The following is a 16,247-nucleotide window of genomic DNA, read 5'->3' on the forward strand; positions in this document are numbered from 1 at the left end:
AAGCCCTTATACAGTTGTACTACACCGCCCCGTCGGTTGAGGGTAGATTGGCTGTCGCAACCTTGTCACGACTTGGTTTTTCCCAGCTCAGCAGGGATTTTTGGGGGGGAGGGGCGACCACCGCCACCGCTTCCGGAACGGCCCTGAACGTCATGGTTTGGCGCACCCCAAGGTAGTCCCCGTCGAACTGACAGGCCACCGGCGCGGCTGTGCTGGTAACACGCAGGCTTGGGACGTCGTCGTCGCGGACGAGGCGTTTGCTGTCGAACTTCGGTCGTTTGGCCAACATCTGCCGCAGCAGCCGCAGCATCGGGATCGTCTTCATGTTCCTCATGGCAAACACTCCGAGGCCCGTTTCGAAGGTGCAGCCCGGATTGGTCCACACCGGCCGGTTGCCCACGAAGGTCCAGGGACTGGCGTTGGACACGAAGACAAAGCTCACCTCCGTGACCGGTTCACGGCCCGGAATCTCCAGCTTGAGTGCGGGTTCGCGGCCGGCGTTGGACAGCATGGCGGGCACCGTCGCGCGGACATAGCGCCAGGGGGTGACTTTCCTGCCGCCGTCGCGCTCGGCTTCTACCGCGGCGACCACCTCGGCGTCCACGCCCATGCCGGTGTTGAAGGCGGCCCAGCGCTCGCCGCAGTCGATCAGTCCGATTCGACGCCACTGCGGGCGGCGGCGGTAGTCATCGAGCAGCTGAAGCAGCTGGTTGGTGGCGGCAACGGGGCCGTGCGAGATCCCGAGCGACCTGGCCAGGACGTTTGCCGAGCCGCCGGGAATGACCGCGATGGCCGGCAGCGGGCCGGTCGGGGTTGAGCCGGGGCGGCCCAGGACTCCGTTGATCACTCCGCTTACCTTGCCGTCGCCGCCGTGCACAACCACCAGGTCCACGCCGGCGGCGGCGGCCGCTTCGCCCAGCTCGGTGGCGTGGCCACGATGTTTGGTGTGTTCGATGTCGAGATCCAGGCGGCCCTTGAGCGCGTTGACCACCAGTTCGCGATCCGCCGGTGTGATGGAGGTGGCGGTTGGGTTGACGATCAACACGGCGCGCATGAGGCATGAGCCTAGGCCGTGTAAACCTGCTGCGTCGGTGTCGTCTGTTTCGGGTTAGCCGCGCCATCGGACGCCCCGGCGCCGTGAGTGCGCCTCGGCGTGGCCCCACAGACTACGCTGAGGCTGTGACTGTGCCAGCCCCGACCCCCATCCGCGGCGCTGGAGTGGTCGTGGCGGTGCAGGGGACCGCAGGGCTGATCGTGGCGGCGGTGTTGGCAGTGCGCGGGCTCGCAGGGGCCGATCAGCGCCTGGTCAACGGCCTGGGCACCGCGGTGTGGTTTGTCCTCATCGGTGCCGCGGTGCTGGCCGCTGGATGTGCTCTGGTGGCCGGTAGGCGCTGGGGTCGGGGGCTGGCCGTGGTCACCCAGCTACTGCTGTTGCCGGTTGCCTGGTATCTGACCGCTGATTCGCACCAGCCGGTGTTCGGCATTCCGCTGGGGGCCGTGGCACTGACCGTGTTGCTGCTGCTGTTCAGCCCCCCATCGCTGCGCTGGGCCGGCGCCGGGGATCAGCGGGGTCCGGCCAGTGCCACCAAATCCGGGCCAGACAGCCGGTAGGTGGTCCATTCGTTCTGCGGCTGCCCGCCGACGGCGTCGTAGACCGCAATGGCATTGGAGTTCCAGTTCAGCACCGCCCAGGACAGCCGCGTGTAACCGTTGTCCAGGCATTCGGCGGCCAGCGTCGCCAGCAGCCTTCGGGCCAGCCCACGCCGGCGGAATTGCGGCCGCACGTAAAGGTCTTCCAAGTAGATCCCGGCGGCGCCGTCCCAGGTGGAGAAGTTCAGAAACCACAGCGCCATCGCCGCGATCTGACCGTCGATCTCGACGATGTGTCCCCGCACCGTCGGCAGAGCTCCGAAAAGTGCTGTGAATATCTGCTTTTCGCTGACCGTGCATTGGTCGGCGGCGCGCTCGAACTCGGCGAGCTCGCGGATCATGGCGGTAATTTCAGCGGTGTCTTCCGGCTTGGCCCGGCGGATGTTCTCGGTCATTGTTTGACTCCTAGAGCGGTCAATATTGTGGCGAATTTCGTTGTGGTCTCGTCGACTTCGTCATCGGGATTGGATTCGGCGACAATGCCGCCACCGGCGTGCGCCAGCGCGGTGCGCCGGTCGGCTGACAACTGTGCGCAGCGAATGGACACCACCCAGTAGCCGTCACCGCCCGCGTCGCACCAGCCGACTGTTCCCGCGTAGAAACCGCGGTCGCCCTCCAGCGAGGCGATGAGCTCGCTGGCGGCGTTCGTCGGCACACCGCCCACCGCGGGGGTGGGGTGCAGTGCCAATGCCAGATCGATTGCCGTAGTTGCGGTATCGCGCAGTTTACCAATGACTGGAGTGCACAGATGCCAGACCGTGGCGGTACCGGTCAGTTCGGGCTCCGGTGCGATTTTCAGCTCGTCGCAGAGCGGCTCCAGCGCCTCGCGCATGGTGTCGATCACCAGTTGATGCTCGTGTCGGTTCTTGGCCGAACCGGCCAACGCCGTCGCGTTGGCGGCGTCGATCTCCGGATCCGCGGAGCGTGGCGCGGAGCCGGCGAAGGGTTGGCAGGTGACCTGATCGCCGAATCGGGCGACCAGCAGCTCGGGGCTGGCGCCCACCAGGGCCGCTCCGGTGTAGCAGTCTCCAGCCGCGGTCAGGTCGACCAGATAGCCGTAGGACGTGGGGTCGGCCGCCATCAGCCTGCGCAGGACGACTCGAGGGTCCAGAGCGGTCTCCGCGGTCAACTGCAGGGCCCGCGCCAGCACCACCTTGTGCAGCAAGCCCTGTGGTGCGGCCAGCTGATCTCGCGCGCGGGTGATCCGGGCGCGGTGTTCGGCAAGTGGCGGCACCGCGGCGCTGATGCGCACCCTGGGCGGCGCTTCGGTGGGCCAGTCGGGCAGCCCCGTCTCGCGTCGCACCGACGTCGGCACCATCAGCGCCGCTGGTTGGCTTACGTCGAAAGGCAACGCGCCCAACAACATTGGTGCTGATCCTGAGCGCAGTGCGGCCTGGGCCGCCGCAATTGCGGAGTAACTGGTACGCACCCCTTCGGCAATCAGATTTCCCCGGGGCCCGCACAGTGCGAACGGCGGTTCGCTGGCTCTCAACTGTCCGAAAACCCTTTCAATCCGAGCGCGCTCAGCTGACGCACCCCGTGCTCGAATCCGCAAATGGCGATGGAAGCGGTGGGCATGTAGAACCGGCTGCCTTCGACCAATGCCAATTCGACCCAACGCGTTGTCACCGACCGGGAGAAGTGGCTGTGGCTGGCGAACACCACATCACGTGAAGTCATGTGTTCCAGCGCAAGTGCGATGGCCCGGTCGGCGCGCTCAGTGACCTGCTGCACGGATTCCCCGCCGGGGCATCCGTGCGTCCAGACCAGCCAATTCGGCTCGAATTCGCGGATCTGCGGCGTGGTCAGGCCTTCGTAGGAACCGTAATCCCACTCGGCGACCAGTTCGGAGACCGTATCGACGGTCAGCCCGGCCAACTCGGCGGTGGCCAGGGTTCGCTTGCGGGGACTGCTGATCACCAGCGGATTGTCGAGTTCGAGCTCATTGAGCGCCCGCCCAGCCAGCTCCGCTTGCGCGCGGCCGGTTTCGGTCAGCTCGATGTCGGTTCGACCCGTGTGCTTGCCCGATTTCGACCATTCGGTGTCGCCGTGGCGGAGCAGCAGGAGTCGGTGGTTGTGCACGCCCATGCCGAACGATTGTGCCGGACGACATGCCGGACCCATCGCCCCAGCCAGACTGACGAGTACATGCCAGGATGACACTGTGACAGAGATCCGGGTACTGGCGGTGGCCAACCAGAAGGGCGGAGTGGCCAAGACGACGACGGTGGCCTCCCTCGGTGCGGCAATGGTGGACAAGGGACGGCGGGTGCTGCTGGTCGATTTGGATCCGCAGGGGTGCTTGACCTTCTCGCTGGGCCACGACCCCGACAAACTGACGGTGTCCGTGCATGAGGTGTTGCTCGGGGAAGTCGAGCCGAGCGCCGCGTTGGTGACGACGCTGGAGGGAATGACGCTGCTGCCGGCCAACATCGACTTGGCCGGCGCCGAGGCGATGTTGTTGATGCGGGCCGGCCGTGAGTACGCGCTCAAACGGGCGCTGGCCAAATTGTCGGACGAGTTCGACGTCGTCATCATCGACTGCCCGCCGTCGCTGGGTGTGCTCACGCTCAACGGGTTGACGGCCGCCGACGAGGTCATCGTCCCGCTGCAATGCGAGACGCTGGCGCACCGCGGCGTGGGACAGTTCCTGCGCACGGTCTCCGACGTGCAGCAGATCACCAATCCAGACCTACGGTTGCTGGGCGCCTTGCCGACGCTGTACGACCCGCGTACCACCCACACCCGCGACGTGCTGCTTGACGTCGCCGATCGGTACAGCCTGGCGGTGCTGGCGCCACCGATCCCACGCACCGTGCGATTCGCCGAAGCCACCGCGTCGGGTTCGTCGGTGCTGGCCGGACGCAAGAACAAGGGCGCGCTGGCCTATCGCGAGCTGGCGCAGGCACTGCTCAAACACTGGAAGACCGGCAAGCCCCTGCCCACCTTCACGGTCGAGCCCTAGCCGCGCCCGGGCACCCCGACACTCAGCCGAGCGCCACCACGGCGTCGCCGCGTTGCTCGATCACCGTGGAACCCACCACGACCGGGATCACCGCCGAGGTGTTCGGCTGTCGGTCCACCGGGATGTAGCGAATGCTGGCGCCGCTGACCGGGTCGTAGACACCCAAGGCGCCGGTGACCGGTACCAGCAGCTGGCCGGCCATCATCACCCCCGGGCCCAGGGGCGCGGCCGTGTCACCGGCGGCGATGGTGTACCGCTGGGTCAATTTTCCGGTGTTGAAGACCAGCAACGCATCGCCGGTCCACCAGGTCACCAGGTTGCCGGTCTGAGACACCACGGCCGCCGGTGACGGGGGTTTGGGCAGCAAGGTGCTTGCCGTGGTGGTTCCGGTTTCGTCGATCACCTCGACGTGGGGTTGCGGCGATGGAAGGTACACCGCGGTGTTGTTCTGCGAGACGATCAGCACGCGTGCGCCCGACCCGGCGCGAATCCCGGGCTCGGGCATGATCCGTTGCTCGGGTTCGTCTTCTTCCTTGCCGGGGCGCAGCAGCACCAGCCGCAGGTCCGCCTGGTCCTGGCAGGCTTCGAGCACCGAGACCGCCGAAGAGCTCGCCGCGGCCGACTCCAGCGTGCATCCGGAGTGCAGGCCCCGGTTTGCCGGTTTCACCCGAGCGTCGGTCTCGCCGTAGGACAGCATCCGAACCATGTCGGACCGCCACAGTTCCAGGCGGGTGCTGCCGGCCGACAGCACCGTGGTGCCATCGGAGGACAGCCGCACCTTTGGGTCCGCGTAGCTGCTGCGGGCGGGGCCGCGACGACCGGTCGATCCGTCGATGGTGCTCACCTGGCCGCAACCACGATCATCGCGGTACACCGCGACGGCATAGCGATACACCCAGCTCACGCCGCACAGGTCGGTGTCGCGCGAGTAGCTCCACAGCGTCTCACCGGTGGTCGGGTTCCGCCCTTCCACCAGGCGTCCCGCGCCGGTGGCCACGGTCCCGCCCGCCACCACCGGCACGCGGGTGGCCGGGCTGTTAGCCGTCCAGAGCTGCTTGAGCGTGCCCGGCACCTCCCGGGCGGGGCTCGGGTTGGGTGCCGGAGCGGCGGCCGGCCGGCTGACGGTCGCCCGCGCATCACTGGTCCACCAGATCAGCAACGTGACGAGCGCGATGACCACCACGATCGCTGCGGCGGCCAGGATGTCACCCCTGGTGCGCCGTTCCGGCTTCACCATGCGTGGGTGCAGGTTCAGTTAGCCGATGCGGCGGCGTTGTCTTGGACGCCGGCCGGCTTGCGGCGGCGGCTACGGCGCCGGGTGGCCCCGGCGTTGCCGGACGGAGAGCTCGCACCGAAACCCGACCCCGTCTCGGTGGCCGTCTCGCCACTGGCCACCGGCGTGGTGGCGGGATGTCCGGTGACCGGCTTGCCGCCGCGGGTGCGCCGCCGGCGCCCAGCGTCCGAGCGCGCGCGCCCCGACTTCTCGCCCTGCTGGTCGTCCTGTTTTTCCGTCGTACGGGGCTTGGACCCGGACTTGCTCGGCGGGCCGACGGTGCCAGCGGCATCGGTCGGGATCGACAGCTCGGTGTAGAGATGCGGCGAGCTGGAGTACGTCTCGGCCGGGTCGGGTGAGCCCAGGCCCAATGCCTTGTCGATCATCGTCCAGCGGGGCAGTTCATCCCAATCCACCAGCGTGACGGCGACGCCGGTGCGGCCGGCCCGGCCGGTGCGCCCGATGCGGTGGACGTACATCTTCTCGTCCTCGGGGCACTGGTAGTTGATGACGTGGGTGACGTCGTCGATGTCGATACCGCGCGCGGCGACATCGGTGGCCACCAGCACGTTGACGCTGCCGCTGCGGAAGGACTTGAGGGCCTTCTCGCGGGCCACCTGTCCGAGGTCACCGTGCACGGCGCCCACCGCGAAACCGCGCTCGTTCAGCTCGTCGGCAACCTTCTGCGCGGTGCGCTTGGTGCGGGTGAAGATCATCGTCGCGCCCCGCTCCCGAGCCTGCAGCACCCGGGTGACCAGCTCGACCTTGTCCAGGGCGTGGGCGCGGTAGACGAACTGCTCGGTGGTGTCGTGCACCGCCAGCGAGTGCGGCGCCTCGGCCCGGATGTGGGTGGGCTGGATCATGAAGGTCCGCGCCAGCGTGATGATCGGGTCTGGCATGGTCGCCGAGAACAGCATCGACTGCCGGTCCGCGGGAATCTGGCGCAGGATGCGCCCGATATCGGGCAGGAAGCCCAAGTCGAGCATCTCGTCCGCTTCGTCGAGGACCAGCACGGACAATCCGCCCAGCTGTAGATGGCCCTGCTGGCTCAGGTCGAGCAGCCGGCCGGGGGTGCCGACCACGACGTCAGCGCCGGCCCGCAGGGCCTCGATCTGCGGCTCGTAGGCGCGTCCGCCATAGATCGAGACCACCGACAGCGGGCGCTGGTCGCCGGTCTCGGTGGTGGCGGTGAGGTACTTGGCGGCCACCGCCAGGTCCTCGGTGACCTGCAAGCACAGCTCGCGAGTGGGGACCACGACCAAGGCGCGGGGGGCGCCGGTCAGCGGTCGCACGCCGGTTCCGGAGCTGACCCGCTGCAGCAGCGGCACGCCGAACGCGAAGGTCTTGCCCATGCCCGTGCGGGCCTGGCCGATCAGATCGTCTCCGGCCAGTGCCAGCGGCAGGGTGAGTTCTTGGATGGCGAAAGGACACTCGATGTCCCGTTCGTCCAGTGCGCGTACTATTTCGTCGCGAACTCCAAGTTCAGCAAATGTTTTTGGGGTTGTTTCGGTTGTGCTTTTCAGCGCAGTCATACGGGAGTGAAGAGCCTTTCGGTGACAGTATAGGTATTTATTGGTCGGTCATCTCAATCGCGGTTCATCGCGCGCACGAGTTTCCGACTCCGATACGTCGCCGAGTCGCCGGCCCACCGCTCGTCTGGGCGGGGCCAGCTACGTGCACGCACATTGCACTGGTAGCGGCAGCACAAACATACGGCCGCTACCTAACCTTCATCATAGCTGGTCGGCTCACGGCCACCGGCTTTCCGTCGTTCTCGCCGACTAGAGTGTTGCCATGACTTCGCCCTCATCCGCCGATCAGGTGGCCGATTCGACCGGGCCACAGCTATCGGCGGATCACCCCGGCGTCAACGAGTTGTTCGCATTGCTGGCCTATGGCGAGGTGGCCGCCTTCTACCGGCTGACCGACGAGGCGCGGATGGCCCCGGACCTGCGGGGACGTATTTCGATGGCGAGCATTGCGTCGGCTGAGATGGGGCATTACGAGCTGTTGCGGGACGCGCTGGAACGGCGCGGTGTCGATGTGGTGCCGGCCATGTCCAAGTACGTCTCGCCGCTGGAGAATTACCACCGGCTGACCACGCCGAGTACGTGGCTGGAAGCCTTGGTGAAGACCTATGTGGGTGACGCACTGGCCGCCGATCTCTACCTGCAGATCGCGGGCGGGCTGCCCGATGAAGTTGCGGACGTGGTCCGGGCGGCGTTGGCCGAGACCGGCCACTCTCAGTTCGTTATCGCCGAGGTGCGTGCCGCGGTGACAACCAGCGGGAAACAGCGCAGTCGGCTGGCGCTGTGGTCACGTCGTCTGTTGGGCGAGGCCATCACGCAGGCCCAGTTCCTGCTGGCCGACCACGACGAGCTGGTCGACCTGGTGGTCGCCGGTACCGGTGGTCTCAGCCAGCTCGGCACGTTTTTCGAACGTCTGCAGCAGACGCATGACAAGCGGATGAGTGAGCTCGGCCTCGGCTGACTGCCCTCGGCGCTAGCGGGTGCACGTCGCGATGATCGACGTGTTGGTGGATGCCACCACCAGCTGTCCCTGCGCGTTGACAATCGCGCAGTTCAAACGGCCGTAGATGCTGGTCGCGACCACCGACTCGGTCTGCACGCCCGGGTTCAAGACCACCATCTTGGTCCAGGGCAGGGCCACATTGAACTCGGTGACGGGGAAGCCGCGTGCGTCGGTGTAGACGATGTTCACCATGTCCAGGAGCTGCTTGGTTCCGGTCACGCGATAGATGACGGTGCGCGGATTCAGCGCGGCCGAGGGGGGTTCGGCGGGTAGCGGCTGCATGCCCGGCAGCGGCGCCACGGCGGTGGGTGGCCACGTCGGCGCTGCGCCCGGTGGTGTCACCGTTGTGAAGGTTTCCGGGGGGAGTTGGGACGCGGAGGTGCCGGGGCCTGGCCTGGTGCTGGTGCTGGTGCTGGGATAGGGAGCCGTCCGCGGTGGCGCTGATGGCGCAGTGGTGCGCGGTGTCGTAGAGATGACTGTCCGCGGCGTCGGAACGCCAACCTTGCCCTTGGTGGTCGCGCTGTCGCCACTATTGATCACGAGCGCGGTCGTGATGGCGCCCAGGGCCACCACGACGCCCAGCACCGCGGCGACGGGGCGCCACCGGCGATCCGCCGGCCAGGCGAGGTCCGCATAGCTGTCTGGGTATTCGTCTTGGTCGTCTTGGCTGTCTTGGTAGCCGTAGTCGCTGTAGCCGCCATAGCTCTCATCGTCCGGGTAGTCCTCGACGTCCCGGACGGTGTCGTACTGGGTGTGAGCTGAGTTGCTGATGGGGCCGATGGTATCTACGCGACGGTGCCGCTTCAGGGCTGCGATGGCGTGTCGGGCCAGGTTAGACCCAATTGTGATGAACCAATCTGCTAGCCGTGACCTGCTGGTACGGGCCGACAGGCCGATGTGCGGCGCCTCGAACGCGTCTACTAGCCTGCTGCTGATACGTCGACGACGGAGTAGCAACGGAAGGGGCCCCCGTGGAGGTCAAGATCGGAATCACGGACAGTCCGCGCGAGCTGGTGTTCGGCAGCGCGCAGACGCCCGGCGAGGTCGAAGAACTCGTCAGCGCAGCGCTGCGTGATGACTCGGGCCTGTTGAGCTTGGACGACGAGCGGGGCCGTCGGTTCTTGGTCGCCGCCGCCAAGATCGCCTATGTCGAGATCGGAGTGGCCGACGCCCGTCGGGTTGGCTTCGGGGTCGGTGCGGAAGCGGCGCGCAGCTAAGACCGAGCCAGCGGCACGTGCGACAGTCCGCCCCAGGCGAACTGCACGGTGCCTTCGATGGCATCCGACTTGGAGATCGGCCTGTCGGAGTCCAGCCAGTATCGGGCGCAGTCGACGCTCATGCTGACCAGGGCTACCGCGATCATCCGCGCTCGGTGCGGGTCCAGCCCGGAATCGGCGCTGATCAGGGCGAACACCGCGTCGATGCAGGATTCGGTGGCAACCCGCACTTGCGCGGCGACCTCGGGTTCGGTGACGTAGTCGTTTTCGAAGATCAGCCGGTAACCCTGGCTGTCGTGCTCGATGAAGTCGAAGAACGCCTGAACCGCGGCATACAGCCGTCCCCGGTTGTCGGTGGTCGTGCGCAGAGCTTGCTGTACCCCGGCCACCAGCTTGTCCACGTGCCGATTCAATACCGCCAGATAGAGTTCGAGCTTGCTCGAAAAGTGTTGGTAAAGAACAGGTTTACTGACGCCCGCCCGTTCGGCGATCTCGTCCATGCCGGCGGCGTGGTAGCCGCGATCGACGAAAACGTCGCTGGCGACGATGAGCAGCTGGCCGCGTCGCTCGTCTCGGGGCAGTCGGTTACCGCGCGCTTTGGGGGTCGCGCCCTCAGTCGACCGCACGCGGTCGGCTGATCTGACGGCGCGGTGCTGCGCCGCCTTGGCGAGATCGCTCATCGGTCCTCATCTGCTTGTCGGCCACTTGCCAACCCCGCGGCCGCACTGTTTGTCGCAACGACATTACTACCCGCGCCGCCGGGTCGATCCTTACTGGACGCTATCGGTGCCGGTGGATAGTAGTCGGACGGTCCATTCGGGCGTGCCAGGGGTCTACTCAGCGATGGCTGTGCCATCCTGGGAAAATGACGCATCCGCGCCCGTCGCGCAGCTCCGGTCAGGTACCTGTGCTGCGTGATGAGTGGCGAGAGCCCTTACGGGCCCAACGTGACCCCCTCGGCCAGGCGGCCGGGCGGGCCCGCGTCGATCGGGACCGGCCGCGCCAGTGGCGCAAACAAAGCTGGCTGGGGCGCTTTGTGTCGACCTACGGGTGGCGGGCTTATGCCTTACCCGTTCTGATGGTGCTCACCGTGGTCGTCGGCTATCAGACGGTCACCGGGACCACGTCGCCGAAGCCGGCGGCGGCCGAGGCCGTTCATGACACGCCCAACATTGGTTCGGTCGGCACTTCCATCATCGACACGCCGCCACGTGGTCTGGCCACATTCGACGCGAATCTGCCCGCCGGCACGCTGCCGGCGGGCGGTCCCTATACCCAGGCGGGGGACAAGACTTGGCGGGTGGTTCCGGGTACGACACCGCAGGTGGGGCAGGGCACCGGCAAGGTGTTCAAGTACACCGTCGAAGTCGAGAACGGCCTGGACCCGACGATGTACGGCGGCGACGATGCGTTCGCCCAGATGATTGACCAGACGCTGGCCAATCCCAAGGGGTGGACGCACGATCCGCAATTTGCGTTCATGCGGATTGATACCGGAAAGCCCGACTTCCGCATTTCGCTGGTGTCCCCGGTCACGGTGCGCGAAGGATGTGGCTACGAATTCCCGCTGGAAACATCCTGCTACAACCCGTCCTACGGCCCGGACCGGCAGGCCAGGGTCTTCATCAACGAAGCCCGCTGGGTGCGCGGCGCCGTACCGTTCGAGGGCGATATCGGTTCCTACCGGCAGTACGTGATCAATCACGAGGTCGGTCACGCCATCGGGTACCTGCGGCACGAGGCCTGCGAGAAGCCGGGCGGCCTGGCCCCGGTGATGATGCAGCAGACCTTCTCGACGTCGGATGACGAGGCCGCGCCGTTCGATCCCGAATTCGTCAAGGCAGATGGCAAGACCTGTCATTTCAATCCCTGGCCCTACCCGATCGCCTGAGAGCGGCGGGGCGTCACCGTCCTTCGGCGCCGATCCGCGTGCCGAAATTGCGCCGACAGTTTGGCTGTTGAGCACTGTTGCGCATCGTTGCCGCCTACCCGCGTACCTGCTGTGATTGGTTGGGCAACGTGTATCGGCGTTGAACCGCCATGATTGCCGAGGAGATGTTCGGTGTCCACGACAGCATTGCCGCCCCTGGTTGCGCCCGCCGCAACGCTGAGCCGCGAAGAGGTGGCCCGCTACAGTCGCCACCTGATCATCCCCGATCTGGGCGTTGACGGGCAGAAGCGACTCAAGAACGCGCGGGTCCTGGTGATCGGTGCCGGAGGGCTGGGTTCGCCCACGTTGTTGTACCTGGCTGCCGCGGGTGTGGGCACCATCGGCATCGTCGACTTCGACGTCGTCGACGAGTCGAATCTGCAGCGCCAGATCATTCACGGCGTCGCCGACGTCGGGCGCTCCAAAGCCCAGTCGGCGCGTGACTCGATCGTCGCGATCAACCCCCTGATCGAGGTCCGGTTGCACGAGTTCCGGCTGGAATCCGACAATGCGGTCGACCTGTTTGGCCACTACGACCTGATCATCGATGGCACCGACAACTTCGCCACCCGCTATCTGGTCAACGATGCCGCGGTACTGGCCGGAAAACCCTATGTGTGGGGTTCCATCTACCGGTTTGAGGGCCAGGTATCGGTGTTCTGGGAGGACGCCCCGGGCGGGCTGGGGCTCAATTACCGAGACCTCTACCCCGAACCGCCGCCGCCGGGAATGGTGCCTTCCTGTGCCGAAGGCGGGGTGCTGGGCATCATCTGCGCCTCCATCGCGTCGGTGATGGGCACTGAGGCGGTGAAGCTGATCACCGGGATCGGAGAGACACTGCTGGGCCGGCTGATGATCTATGACGCGTTGGAGATGACCTACCGCACGATCAGGATTCGCAAGGATCCGGCGACGCCGAAGATCACCGCGCTGATCGACTACGAGCAGTTCTGTGGCGTGGTTTCCGACGACGTCGCCAGGGCCGCCAGCGACTCCACCATCACCCCGCAAGAACTGCGCGCGATGATCGACTCTGGCAAGAAGCTGGCCCTGATCGACGTGCGCGAGCAAGTGGAGTGGGACATCGTGCACATCGACGGAGCTCAACTGATCCCCAAGTCGTTGATCAGCACCGGTGAGGGCCTGGCGAAGCTGCCCCAAGACCGCACCACGGTGCTGTACTGCAAAACCGGCGTGCGGTCGGCCGAGGCGTTGGCCGCGTTGAAGAAGGCCGGTTTCGCCGATGCGGTCCACCTGCAGGGCGGGATCGTGGCCTGGGCCAATCAGATGCAGCCCGACATGGTGATGTACTAAGCCGGATGTCTTCTAAGCCGGATACAGGCCCAGCACCCCGCGGGGCCTCCACTAGGCTGACTGCCGTGAGTGTCGAGCCACCGCCCGAGCACGTGTTGGCGGCATTTGGTTTGACCGGTGTGGAGCCCGCCTCTTTGGGCGCCAGCTGGGAAGGCGGCTGGCGGTGCGGTGAAGTCGTGTTGTCGATGGTGGCAGAGAATGCCCGGGCGGCCTGGTCGGCCCGGGTACGCGAGACCCTCTTCGTCGACGGCGTGCGCCTGGCCCGACCGGTCCGTTCCACCGACGGGCGGTACGTGGTTTCCGGCTGGCGGGCAGATACATTCGTGGCCGGAACACCGGAGCCGCGCCACGATGAGGTCGTTTCGGCGGCGGTGCGACTGCACGAGGCCACCAGCAAGCTGGAACGGCCGCGGTTTTTGACCCAGGGGCCCGCCACGCCGTGGGCGGAGGTCGACGTTTTCATCGTCGCCGACCGCGCCGCGTGGGAGGAGCGACCCCTGCAATCGATCCCGCCGGGGGCCCGCCCGACCCAGATGACCGAGGACGCAGAGCAGTCGATCGAACTCGTCAATCACCTCGCGAAGCTTCGCAAACCGACGCGCAGCCCCACTCAGGTGGTGCATGGGGACCTCTACGGCACCGTGCTGTTCGCCGGAACGGCTCCGCCGGGGATCACCGACATCACACCGTATTGGCGGCCCGCGTCCTGGGCCGCCGGAGTGGTTGTCATCGACGCGCTGGCCTGGGGCGATGCCGACGACGGACTCATCGAACGGTGGGGTGCTCTGCCGGAATGGCCGCAAATGCTATTGCGTGCCTTGATGTTCCGTCTGGCTGTGCATGCGCTGCATCCCCGCTCTACCAGTGAGGCATTTCCGGGTCTGGCCCGCACCGCTGGGCTGATCCGGATGTTGCTCTAGCAACTGGGCGGGAATTCGTAACGCACCTGATCCAGCGCGATCTTGCCGTCCACGCTGAGCACCCCTTCGGCGCGCAGCAGCTCGAGTTGGCGGCTGGTCAGGTGCCGGGCCGGACGCCCGGAGGCAGTGATCACCCGGTGCCACGGCAGATCGACCGAGTCGGTACGCATGATCCAGCCGGCGATGCGGGGGCTGGAAAGCCCGGCGGCAGAGGCGATATCACCATAGGTGGCTACCCTGCCCGACGGAATCGCTGCGACCAGCCGGCGGACCCGCTCGACCTGCTCGTCGGTGACGGGGGCCATGGTCAGGGTGTTTTCAGCTGTTCGCGGATCAGTGTGGCGACTTCAGTGGGTTTGGCCTGGGGAACCATGTGTCCGCACTCGAATTCCCGCAGGGCGAAGTCGGCTCCCAGCCGTTCCCGCAGGGCCGCGATGAGTTCGTCGCTGACGTACTGCGGATCGGCACGCACCGCCCGCACCAGCGTGGTCGCGATTCCCGGGGGAGGCAGCACGGCGTCGCGGGCGAGCTCACTCCAGTAGCACACCATGGCGGGCAGGCTGATTCGCCAGCTGTACCGCTCGTTCGGCAGGGTGATGAGGTGCTCGTCGAGTTCGGCGTCGAGCACCGCGGGATCCACGTCCGCCCACGCGCCGTATGCCCGCTCCATTCGCGCCTCGGCCGGGTCGGTGTAGTCGGGGAAGGCCACCATGGCGTCGACCACCTCGCGCACCCGTGAACCATCCAAACCGATCGCGGGATCCAGCAGTATCAGCGCTGCGACCAGGTCCGGATGCGCCGCGGCCAGTTGCAGCGCCACCGCCCCGCCAAAGGAGTGCCCCACCACCACTACCGGCCCGTCGGCTTGGTCCTTGAGCAATGCGGCCAATGCCGAAACGTTGGCATCGATGCTCCAGGGCGCGGCCCACGACGATCTGCCGTGGCCCAGCAAATCCGGTGCGGCGATGCTGACTTCGGGCAAGTAGCCGGCCAGGTATTCCCAGGATTGCCCATGCTCGGTGACGCCATGGATGGTCAGCACCCGCACGGGTTCCTCGGGGCCATAGCGGTGCACGTGCAGGTCGGTGCTCACGTGTCGATGGTGCCAGGTCGAGCACGAGTCGCCCCTCGAGGGAGGTGCGCGGCAAAAACACCGATCAGCGGTCAGCGCCCAAGTCGTCGTCGGAGGTCGCGACGATGTAGGCCTGATCGATCACATCGGCTTCGTTGGCATCGCGGTCCCCGGCGTCGCTCAGGTACTCGGTGTCCAACCCCGGCTCTTCGTCGTAACCGGCCGGAATGCTCTGTTCGGCGCCATCACCTTCAGGCACGGGATCGGGTGTACCTACTACTTCGGCATTGTTGTCGGCATTGTTCATGATCGATACTCCTGCCGTAGACATCCGGCATCAAGCCAGCTTAATCGGCCTGACCTGATGCCCGTCGCCGTTGCTGTTGCCGCGGGCTACGATAGCCGTTCACAGTGCGCGCCAGCGAACTTTTCACGTCTGACGGCGTGGAGCGGGCCGAAATCCACCGGGAGCAGCAATGGACTGCATCAAGCGCGGTTGGGCGCTGACCGGGCAGAGCTGGCGGATCCTCAAAGGCGACCTGTCGCTGATGCTGTTCCCACTTCTTTCCACGCTTTTCGCGTTCCTGGCCGTGGTCGCCATCTGGGCGCCCACGCTGATCCTGCGGGGAGTGTTTGACGGCCAATACATCGACGAGCATGACCCGGTCTTCTACATTGCCGGCTTGGCAACGGCGTACGTGTCCACTTTCATCGCCATCTTCTTCAACGTGGCACTGGCCGCTTGCGCGGCGCGTTCCATGCGCGGTGAGGACACCAAGGTCAGCGATGGGGTCAGGGCCGCCATGCACCGCATCGGCCCGATCCTGGGTTGGACTCTGGTGGCCACCACGGTTGGGCTGATCCTGCGGGCCCTTGAAGAACGGATGCCGCTGTTGGGCAAGATCGCGGTCTGGCTGACCGGAGCCGCTTGGGCCATCGCAACGTTTTTCGTGATCCCAGTCGTGGCGCTCGAGGGCAGCGGGCCGATCGAATCCCTGAAACGTTCGGCGACCGTCGTCAAGGCGCGGTGGGGTGAAAGCGCAACCGGGGCCGCCACCATCACGGTGATCATCTGGCTGGTCAGCATCATGATCGTGCTCACCGGCGTGGGGGGTGCCGTCGCGCTACTTGCGGTCAATCAGCCGGTGCTGGCTGCCGCCGTGGTGGCGATCGCGGTCGCCTGCATCATTGTCGTCTCGTTGATCTCGAGTGCGCTGGGCCAGATCTTCCGCGTTGCGGTTTACCAGTACGCCGTTTCCGGCCAGGCGCCCAGCGGGTTCGACGCGGGGCTGCTGCAGGCGGCGTTCGAGCGGCGCTAGCCGAGCCCTGCCGAGTCGGCTTGGCCGCACCGTGGTCAGCTTTGTACCTGAAACC

General features: G+C 66.4%; 19 protein-coding genes. 8 read left to right on the forward strand and 11 right to left on the reverse strand.

Annotation, left to right across the window (positions count from 1 at the left end; translation table 11 throughout):
* Positions 1-19 precede the first annotated feature (19 nt).
* A complete protein-coding gene (locus CKW46_RS09685; protein WP_482053097.1) occupies positions 20-1,054 on the reverse strand; it encodes a diacylglycerol/lipid kinase family protein in 1,035 nt (344 codons plus the stop codon).
* Positions 1,055-1,179: 125 nt separating this feature from the next.
* Between CKW46_RS09685 and CKW46_RS09690 the strand changes: the two genes are divergently transcribed.
* Entirely contained in the window at positions 1,180-1,611 is a 432-nt protein-coding gene (locus CKW46_RS09690) for a hypothetical protein (RefSeq protein WP_036426849.1), read from the forward strand.
* Here the strand turns inward: CKW46_RS09690 and CKW46_RS09695 are convergent.
* The 3 genes from CKW46_RS09695 to CKW46_RS09705 are packed head-to-tail and all read right to left on the reverse strand — an operon-like array spanning position 1,563 to position 3,738.
* Positions 1,563-2,045: a GNAT family N-acetyltransferase gene (locus CKW46_RS09695; RefSeq protein ID WP_011740496.1), complete on the reverse strand. Its 483-nt coding sequence runs from the start codon at positions 2,043-2,045 to the stop codon at positions 1,563-1,565. The genes CKW46_RS09690 and CKW46_RS09695 overlap by 49 nt on opposite strands.
* Positions 2,042-3,142, reverse strand: coding sequence for an isochorismate synthase (locus CKW46_RS09700; protein ID WP_117437023.1), 1,101 nt, complete (start codon positions 3,140-3,142; stop codon positions 2,042-2,044). Before CKW46_RS09700 ends, CKW46_RS09695 begins: the two co-directional genes overlap by 4 nt.
* Entirely contained in the window at positions 3,139-3,738 is a 600-nt protein-coding gene (locus tag CKW46_RS09705) for an acid phosphatase (RefSeq protein ID WP_015354888.1), read from the reverse strand. Before CKW46_RS09705 ends, CKW46_RS09700 begins: the two co-directional genes overlap by 4 nt.
* 76 nt (positions 3,739-3,814) lie before the next feature.
* Between CKW46_RS09705 and CKW46_RS09710 the strand changes: the two genes are divergently transcribed.
* A complete protein-coding gene (locus CKW46_RS09710) occupies positions 3,815-4,615 on the forward strand; it encodes a ParA family protein (RefSeq protein ID WP_015354889.1) in 801 nt (266 codons plus the stop codon).
* Positions 4,616-4,637: 22 nt separating this feature from the next.
* Here the strand turns inward: CKW46_RS09710 and CKW46_RS09715 are convergent, their stop codons facing one another.
* Both CKW46_RS09715 and CKW46_RS09720 read right to left on the reverse strand, forming a co-directional pair.
* Complete coding sequence (locus CKW46_RS09715; protein WP_482053098.1) at positions 4,638-5,852, reverse strand: Rv3212 family protein; 1,215 nt, start codon at positions 5,850-5,852, stop codon at positions 4,638-4,640.
* A gap of 14 nt (positions 5,853-5,866) precedes the next feature.
* The gene (locus tag CKW46_RS09720) at positions 5,867-7,420 is read right to left on the reverse strand and encodes a DEAD/DEAH box helicase (protein WP_482053099.1); all 1,554 of its coding nucleotides are present in this window, start codon (positions 7,418-7,420) and stop codon (positions 5,867-5,869) included.
* A 262-nt stretch (positions 7,421-7,682) separates the two neighbouring features.
* Here CKW46_RS09720 and CKW46_RS09725 point away from each other — a divergent pair, with 262 nt between their 5' ends.
* The gene (locus tag CKW46_RS09725) at positions 7,683-8,378 is read left to right on the forward strand and encodes a ferritin-like fold-containing protein (protein WP_012393214.1); all 696 of its coding nucleotides are present in this window, start codon (positions 7,683-7,685) and stop codon (positions 8,376-8,378) included.
* Between the two features lie 12 nt (positions 8,379-8,390).
* On the opposite strand, the gene CKW46_RS09730 is transcribed toward CKW46_RS09725, so the two are convergent.
* A complete protein-coding gene (locus CKW46_RS09730) occupies positions 8,391-9,377 on the reverse strand; it encodes an MmpS family transport accessory protein (RefSeq protein WP_117437020.1) in 987 nt (328 codons plus the stop codon).
* 14 nt (positions 9,378-9,391) lie between these two features.
* Between CKW46_RS09730 and CKW46_RS09735 the strand changes: the two genes are divergently transcribed.
* Positions 9,392-9,637 carry a DUF3107 domain-containing protein gene (locus CKW46_RS09735; RefSeq protein ID WP_012393216.1) on the forward strand — a complete coding sequence of 82 codons (246 nt, stop codon included), beginning with the start codon at positions 9,392-9,394 and terminating at the stop codon, positions 9,635-9,637.
* Here the strand turns inward: CKW46_RS09735 and fasR are convergent.
* Positions 9,634-10,317 carry an HTH-type transcriptional activator FasR gene (fasR, locus tag CKW46_RS09740; protein ID WP_011740487.1) on the reverse strand — a complete coding sequence of 228 codons (684 nt, stop codon included), beginning with the start codon at positions 10,315-10,317 and terminating at the stop codon, positions 9,634-9,636. The genes CKW46_RS09735 and fasR overlap by 4 nt on opposite strands.
* Before the next feature lie 185 nt (positions 10,318-10,502).
* Between fasR and CKW46_RS09745 the strand changes: the two genes are divergently transcribed.
* From CKW46_RS09745 to CKW46_RS09755, 3 genes are all read left to right on the forward strand, one after another.
* Positions 10,503-11,528, forward strand: coding sequence for a DUF3152 domain-containing protein (locus CKW46_RS09745; protein ID WP_482053100.1), 1,026 nt, complete (start codon positions 10,503-10,505; stop codon positions 11,526-11,528).
* A 171-nt stretch (positions 11,529-11,699) separates the two neighbouring features.
* Entirely contained in the window at positions 11,700-12,881 is a 1,182-nt protein-coding gene (moeZ, locus tag CKW46_RS09750) for an adenylyltransferase/sulfurtransferase MoeZ (protein ID WP_012393218.1), read from the forward strand.
* A gap of 65 nt (positions 12,882-12,946) precedes the next feature.
* A complete protein-coding gene (locus CKW46_RS09755) occupies positions 12,947-13,801 on the forward strand; it encodes a TIGR02569 family protein (protein ID WP_482053101.1) in 855 nt (284 codons plus the stop codon).
* Here CKW46_RS09755 and CKW46_RS09760 read toward each other — a convergent pair.
* The 3 genes from CKW46_RS09760 to CKW46_RS09770 form a co-directional block, all read right to left on the reverse strand.
* Entirely contained in the window at positions 13,798-14,106 is a 309-nt protein-coding gene (locus CKW46_RS09760) for an MGMT family protein (RefSeq protein ID WP_015354894.1), read from the reverse strand. The two genes, CKW46_RS09755 and CKW46_RS09760, sit on opposite strands and share 4 nt — an antisense overlap.
* 2 nt (positions 14,107-14,108) lie before the next feature.
* Entirely contained in the window at positions 14,109-14,894 is a 786-nt protein-coding gene (locus CKW46_RS09765) for an alpha/beta fold hydrolase (protein ID WP_117437017.1), read from the reverse strand.
* A 64-nt stretch (positions 14,895-14,958) separates the two neighbouring features.
* Positions 14,959-15,180: an Rv3202a family protein gene (locus tag CKW46_RS09770; RefSeq protein WP_117437016.1), complete on the reverse strand. Its 222-nt coding sequence runs from the start codon at positions 15,178-15,180 to the stop codon at positions 14,959-14,961.
* A 169-nt stretch (positions 15,181-15,349) separates the two neighbouring features.
* Between CKW46_RS09770 and CKW46_RS09775 the strand changes: the two genes are divergently transcribed.
* Positions 15,350-16,192: a DUF6159 family protein gene (locus tag CKW46_RS09775; RefSeq protein ID WP_015354896.1), complete on the forward strand. Its 843-nt coding sequence runs from the start codon at positions 15,350-15,352 to the stop codon at positions 16,190-16,192.
* The last annotated feature ends 55 nt before the right edge of the window (positions 16,193-16,247 follow it).

The organism is Mycobacterium liflandii, assembly GCF_022354805.1.
GTDB lineage: Bacteria > Actinomycetota > Actinomycetes > Mycobacteriales > Mycobacteriaceae > Mycobacterium > Mycobacterium marinum.

Excerpts from the sequence above, each read along its gene's own strand:
- CKW46_RS09685 (WP_482053097.1), bottom strand. The coding sequence starts at position 1,054 with ATGCGCGCCGTGTTGATCGTCAACCCAACCGCCACCTCCATCACACCG.
- CKW46_RS09695 (WP_011740496.1), bottom strand. The coding sequence starts at position 2,045 with ATGACCGAGAACATCCGCCGGGCCAAGCCGGAAGACACCGCTGAAATT.
- CKW46_RS09705 (WP_015354888.1), bottom strand. The coding sequence starts at position 3,738 with ATGGGCGTGCACAACCACCGACTCCTGCTGCTCCGCCACGGCGACACC.
- CKW46_RS09715 (WP_482053098.1), bottom strand. The coding sequence starts at position 5,852 with ATGGTGAAGCCGGAACGGCGCACCAGGGGTGACATCCTGGCCGCCGCA.
- CKW46_RS09720 (WP_482053099.1), bottom strand. The coding sequence starts at position 7,420 with ATGACTGCGCTGAAAAGCACAACCGAAACAACCCCAAAAACATTTGCT.
- CKW46_RS09725 (WP_012393214.1), top strand. The coding sequence starts at position 7,683 with ATGACTTCGCCCTCATCCGCCGATCAGGTGGCCGATTCGACCGGGCCA.
- fasR (WP_011740487.1), bottom strand. The coding sequence starts at position 10,317 with ATGAGCGATCTCGCCAAGGCGGCGCAGCACCGCGCCGTCAGATCAGCC.
- CKW46_RS09745 (WP_482053100.1), top strand. The coding sequence starts at position 10,503 with ATGACGCATCCGCGCCCGTCGCGCAGCTCCGGTCAGGTACCTGTGCTG.
- CKW46_RS09760 (WP_015354894.1), bottom strand. The coding sequence starts at position 14,106 with ATGGCCCCCGTCACCGACGAGCAGGTCGAGCGGGTCCGCCGGCTGGTC.
- CKW46_RS09770 (WP_117437016.1), bottom strand. The coding sequence starts at position 15,180 with ATGAACAATGCCGACAACAATGCCGAAGTAGTAGGTACACCCGATCCC.
- CKW46_RS09775 (WP_015354896.1), top strand. The coding sequence starts at position 15,350 with ATGGACTGCATCAAGCGCGGTTGGGCGCTGACCGGGCAGAGCTGGCGG.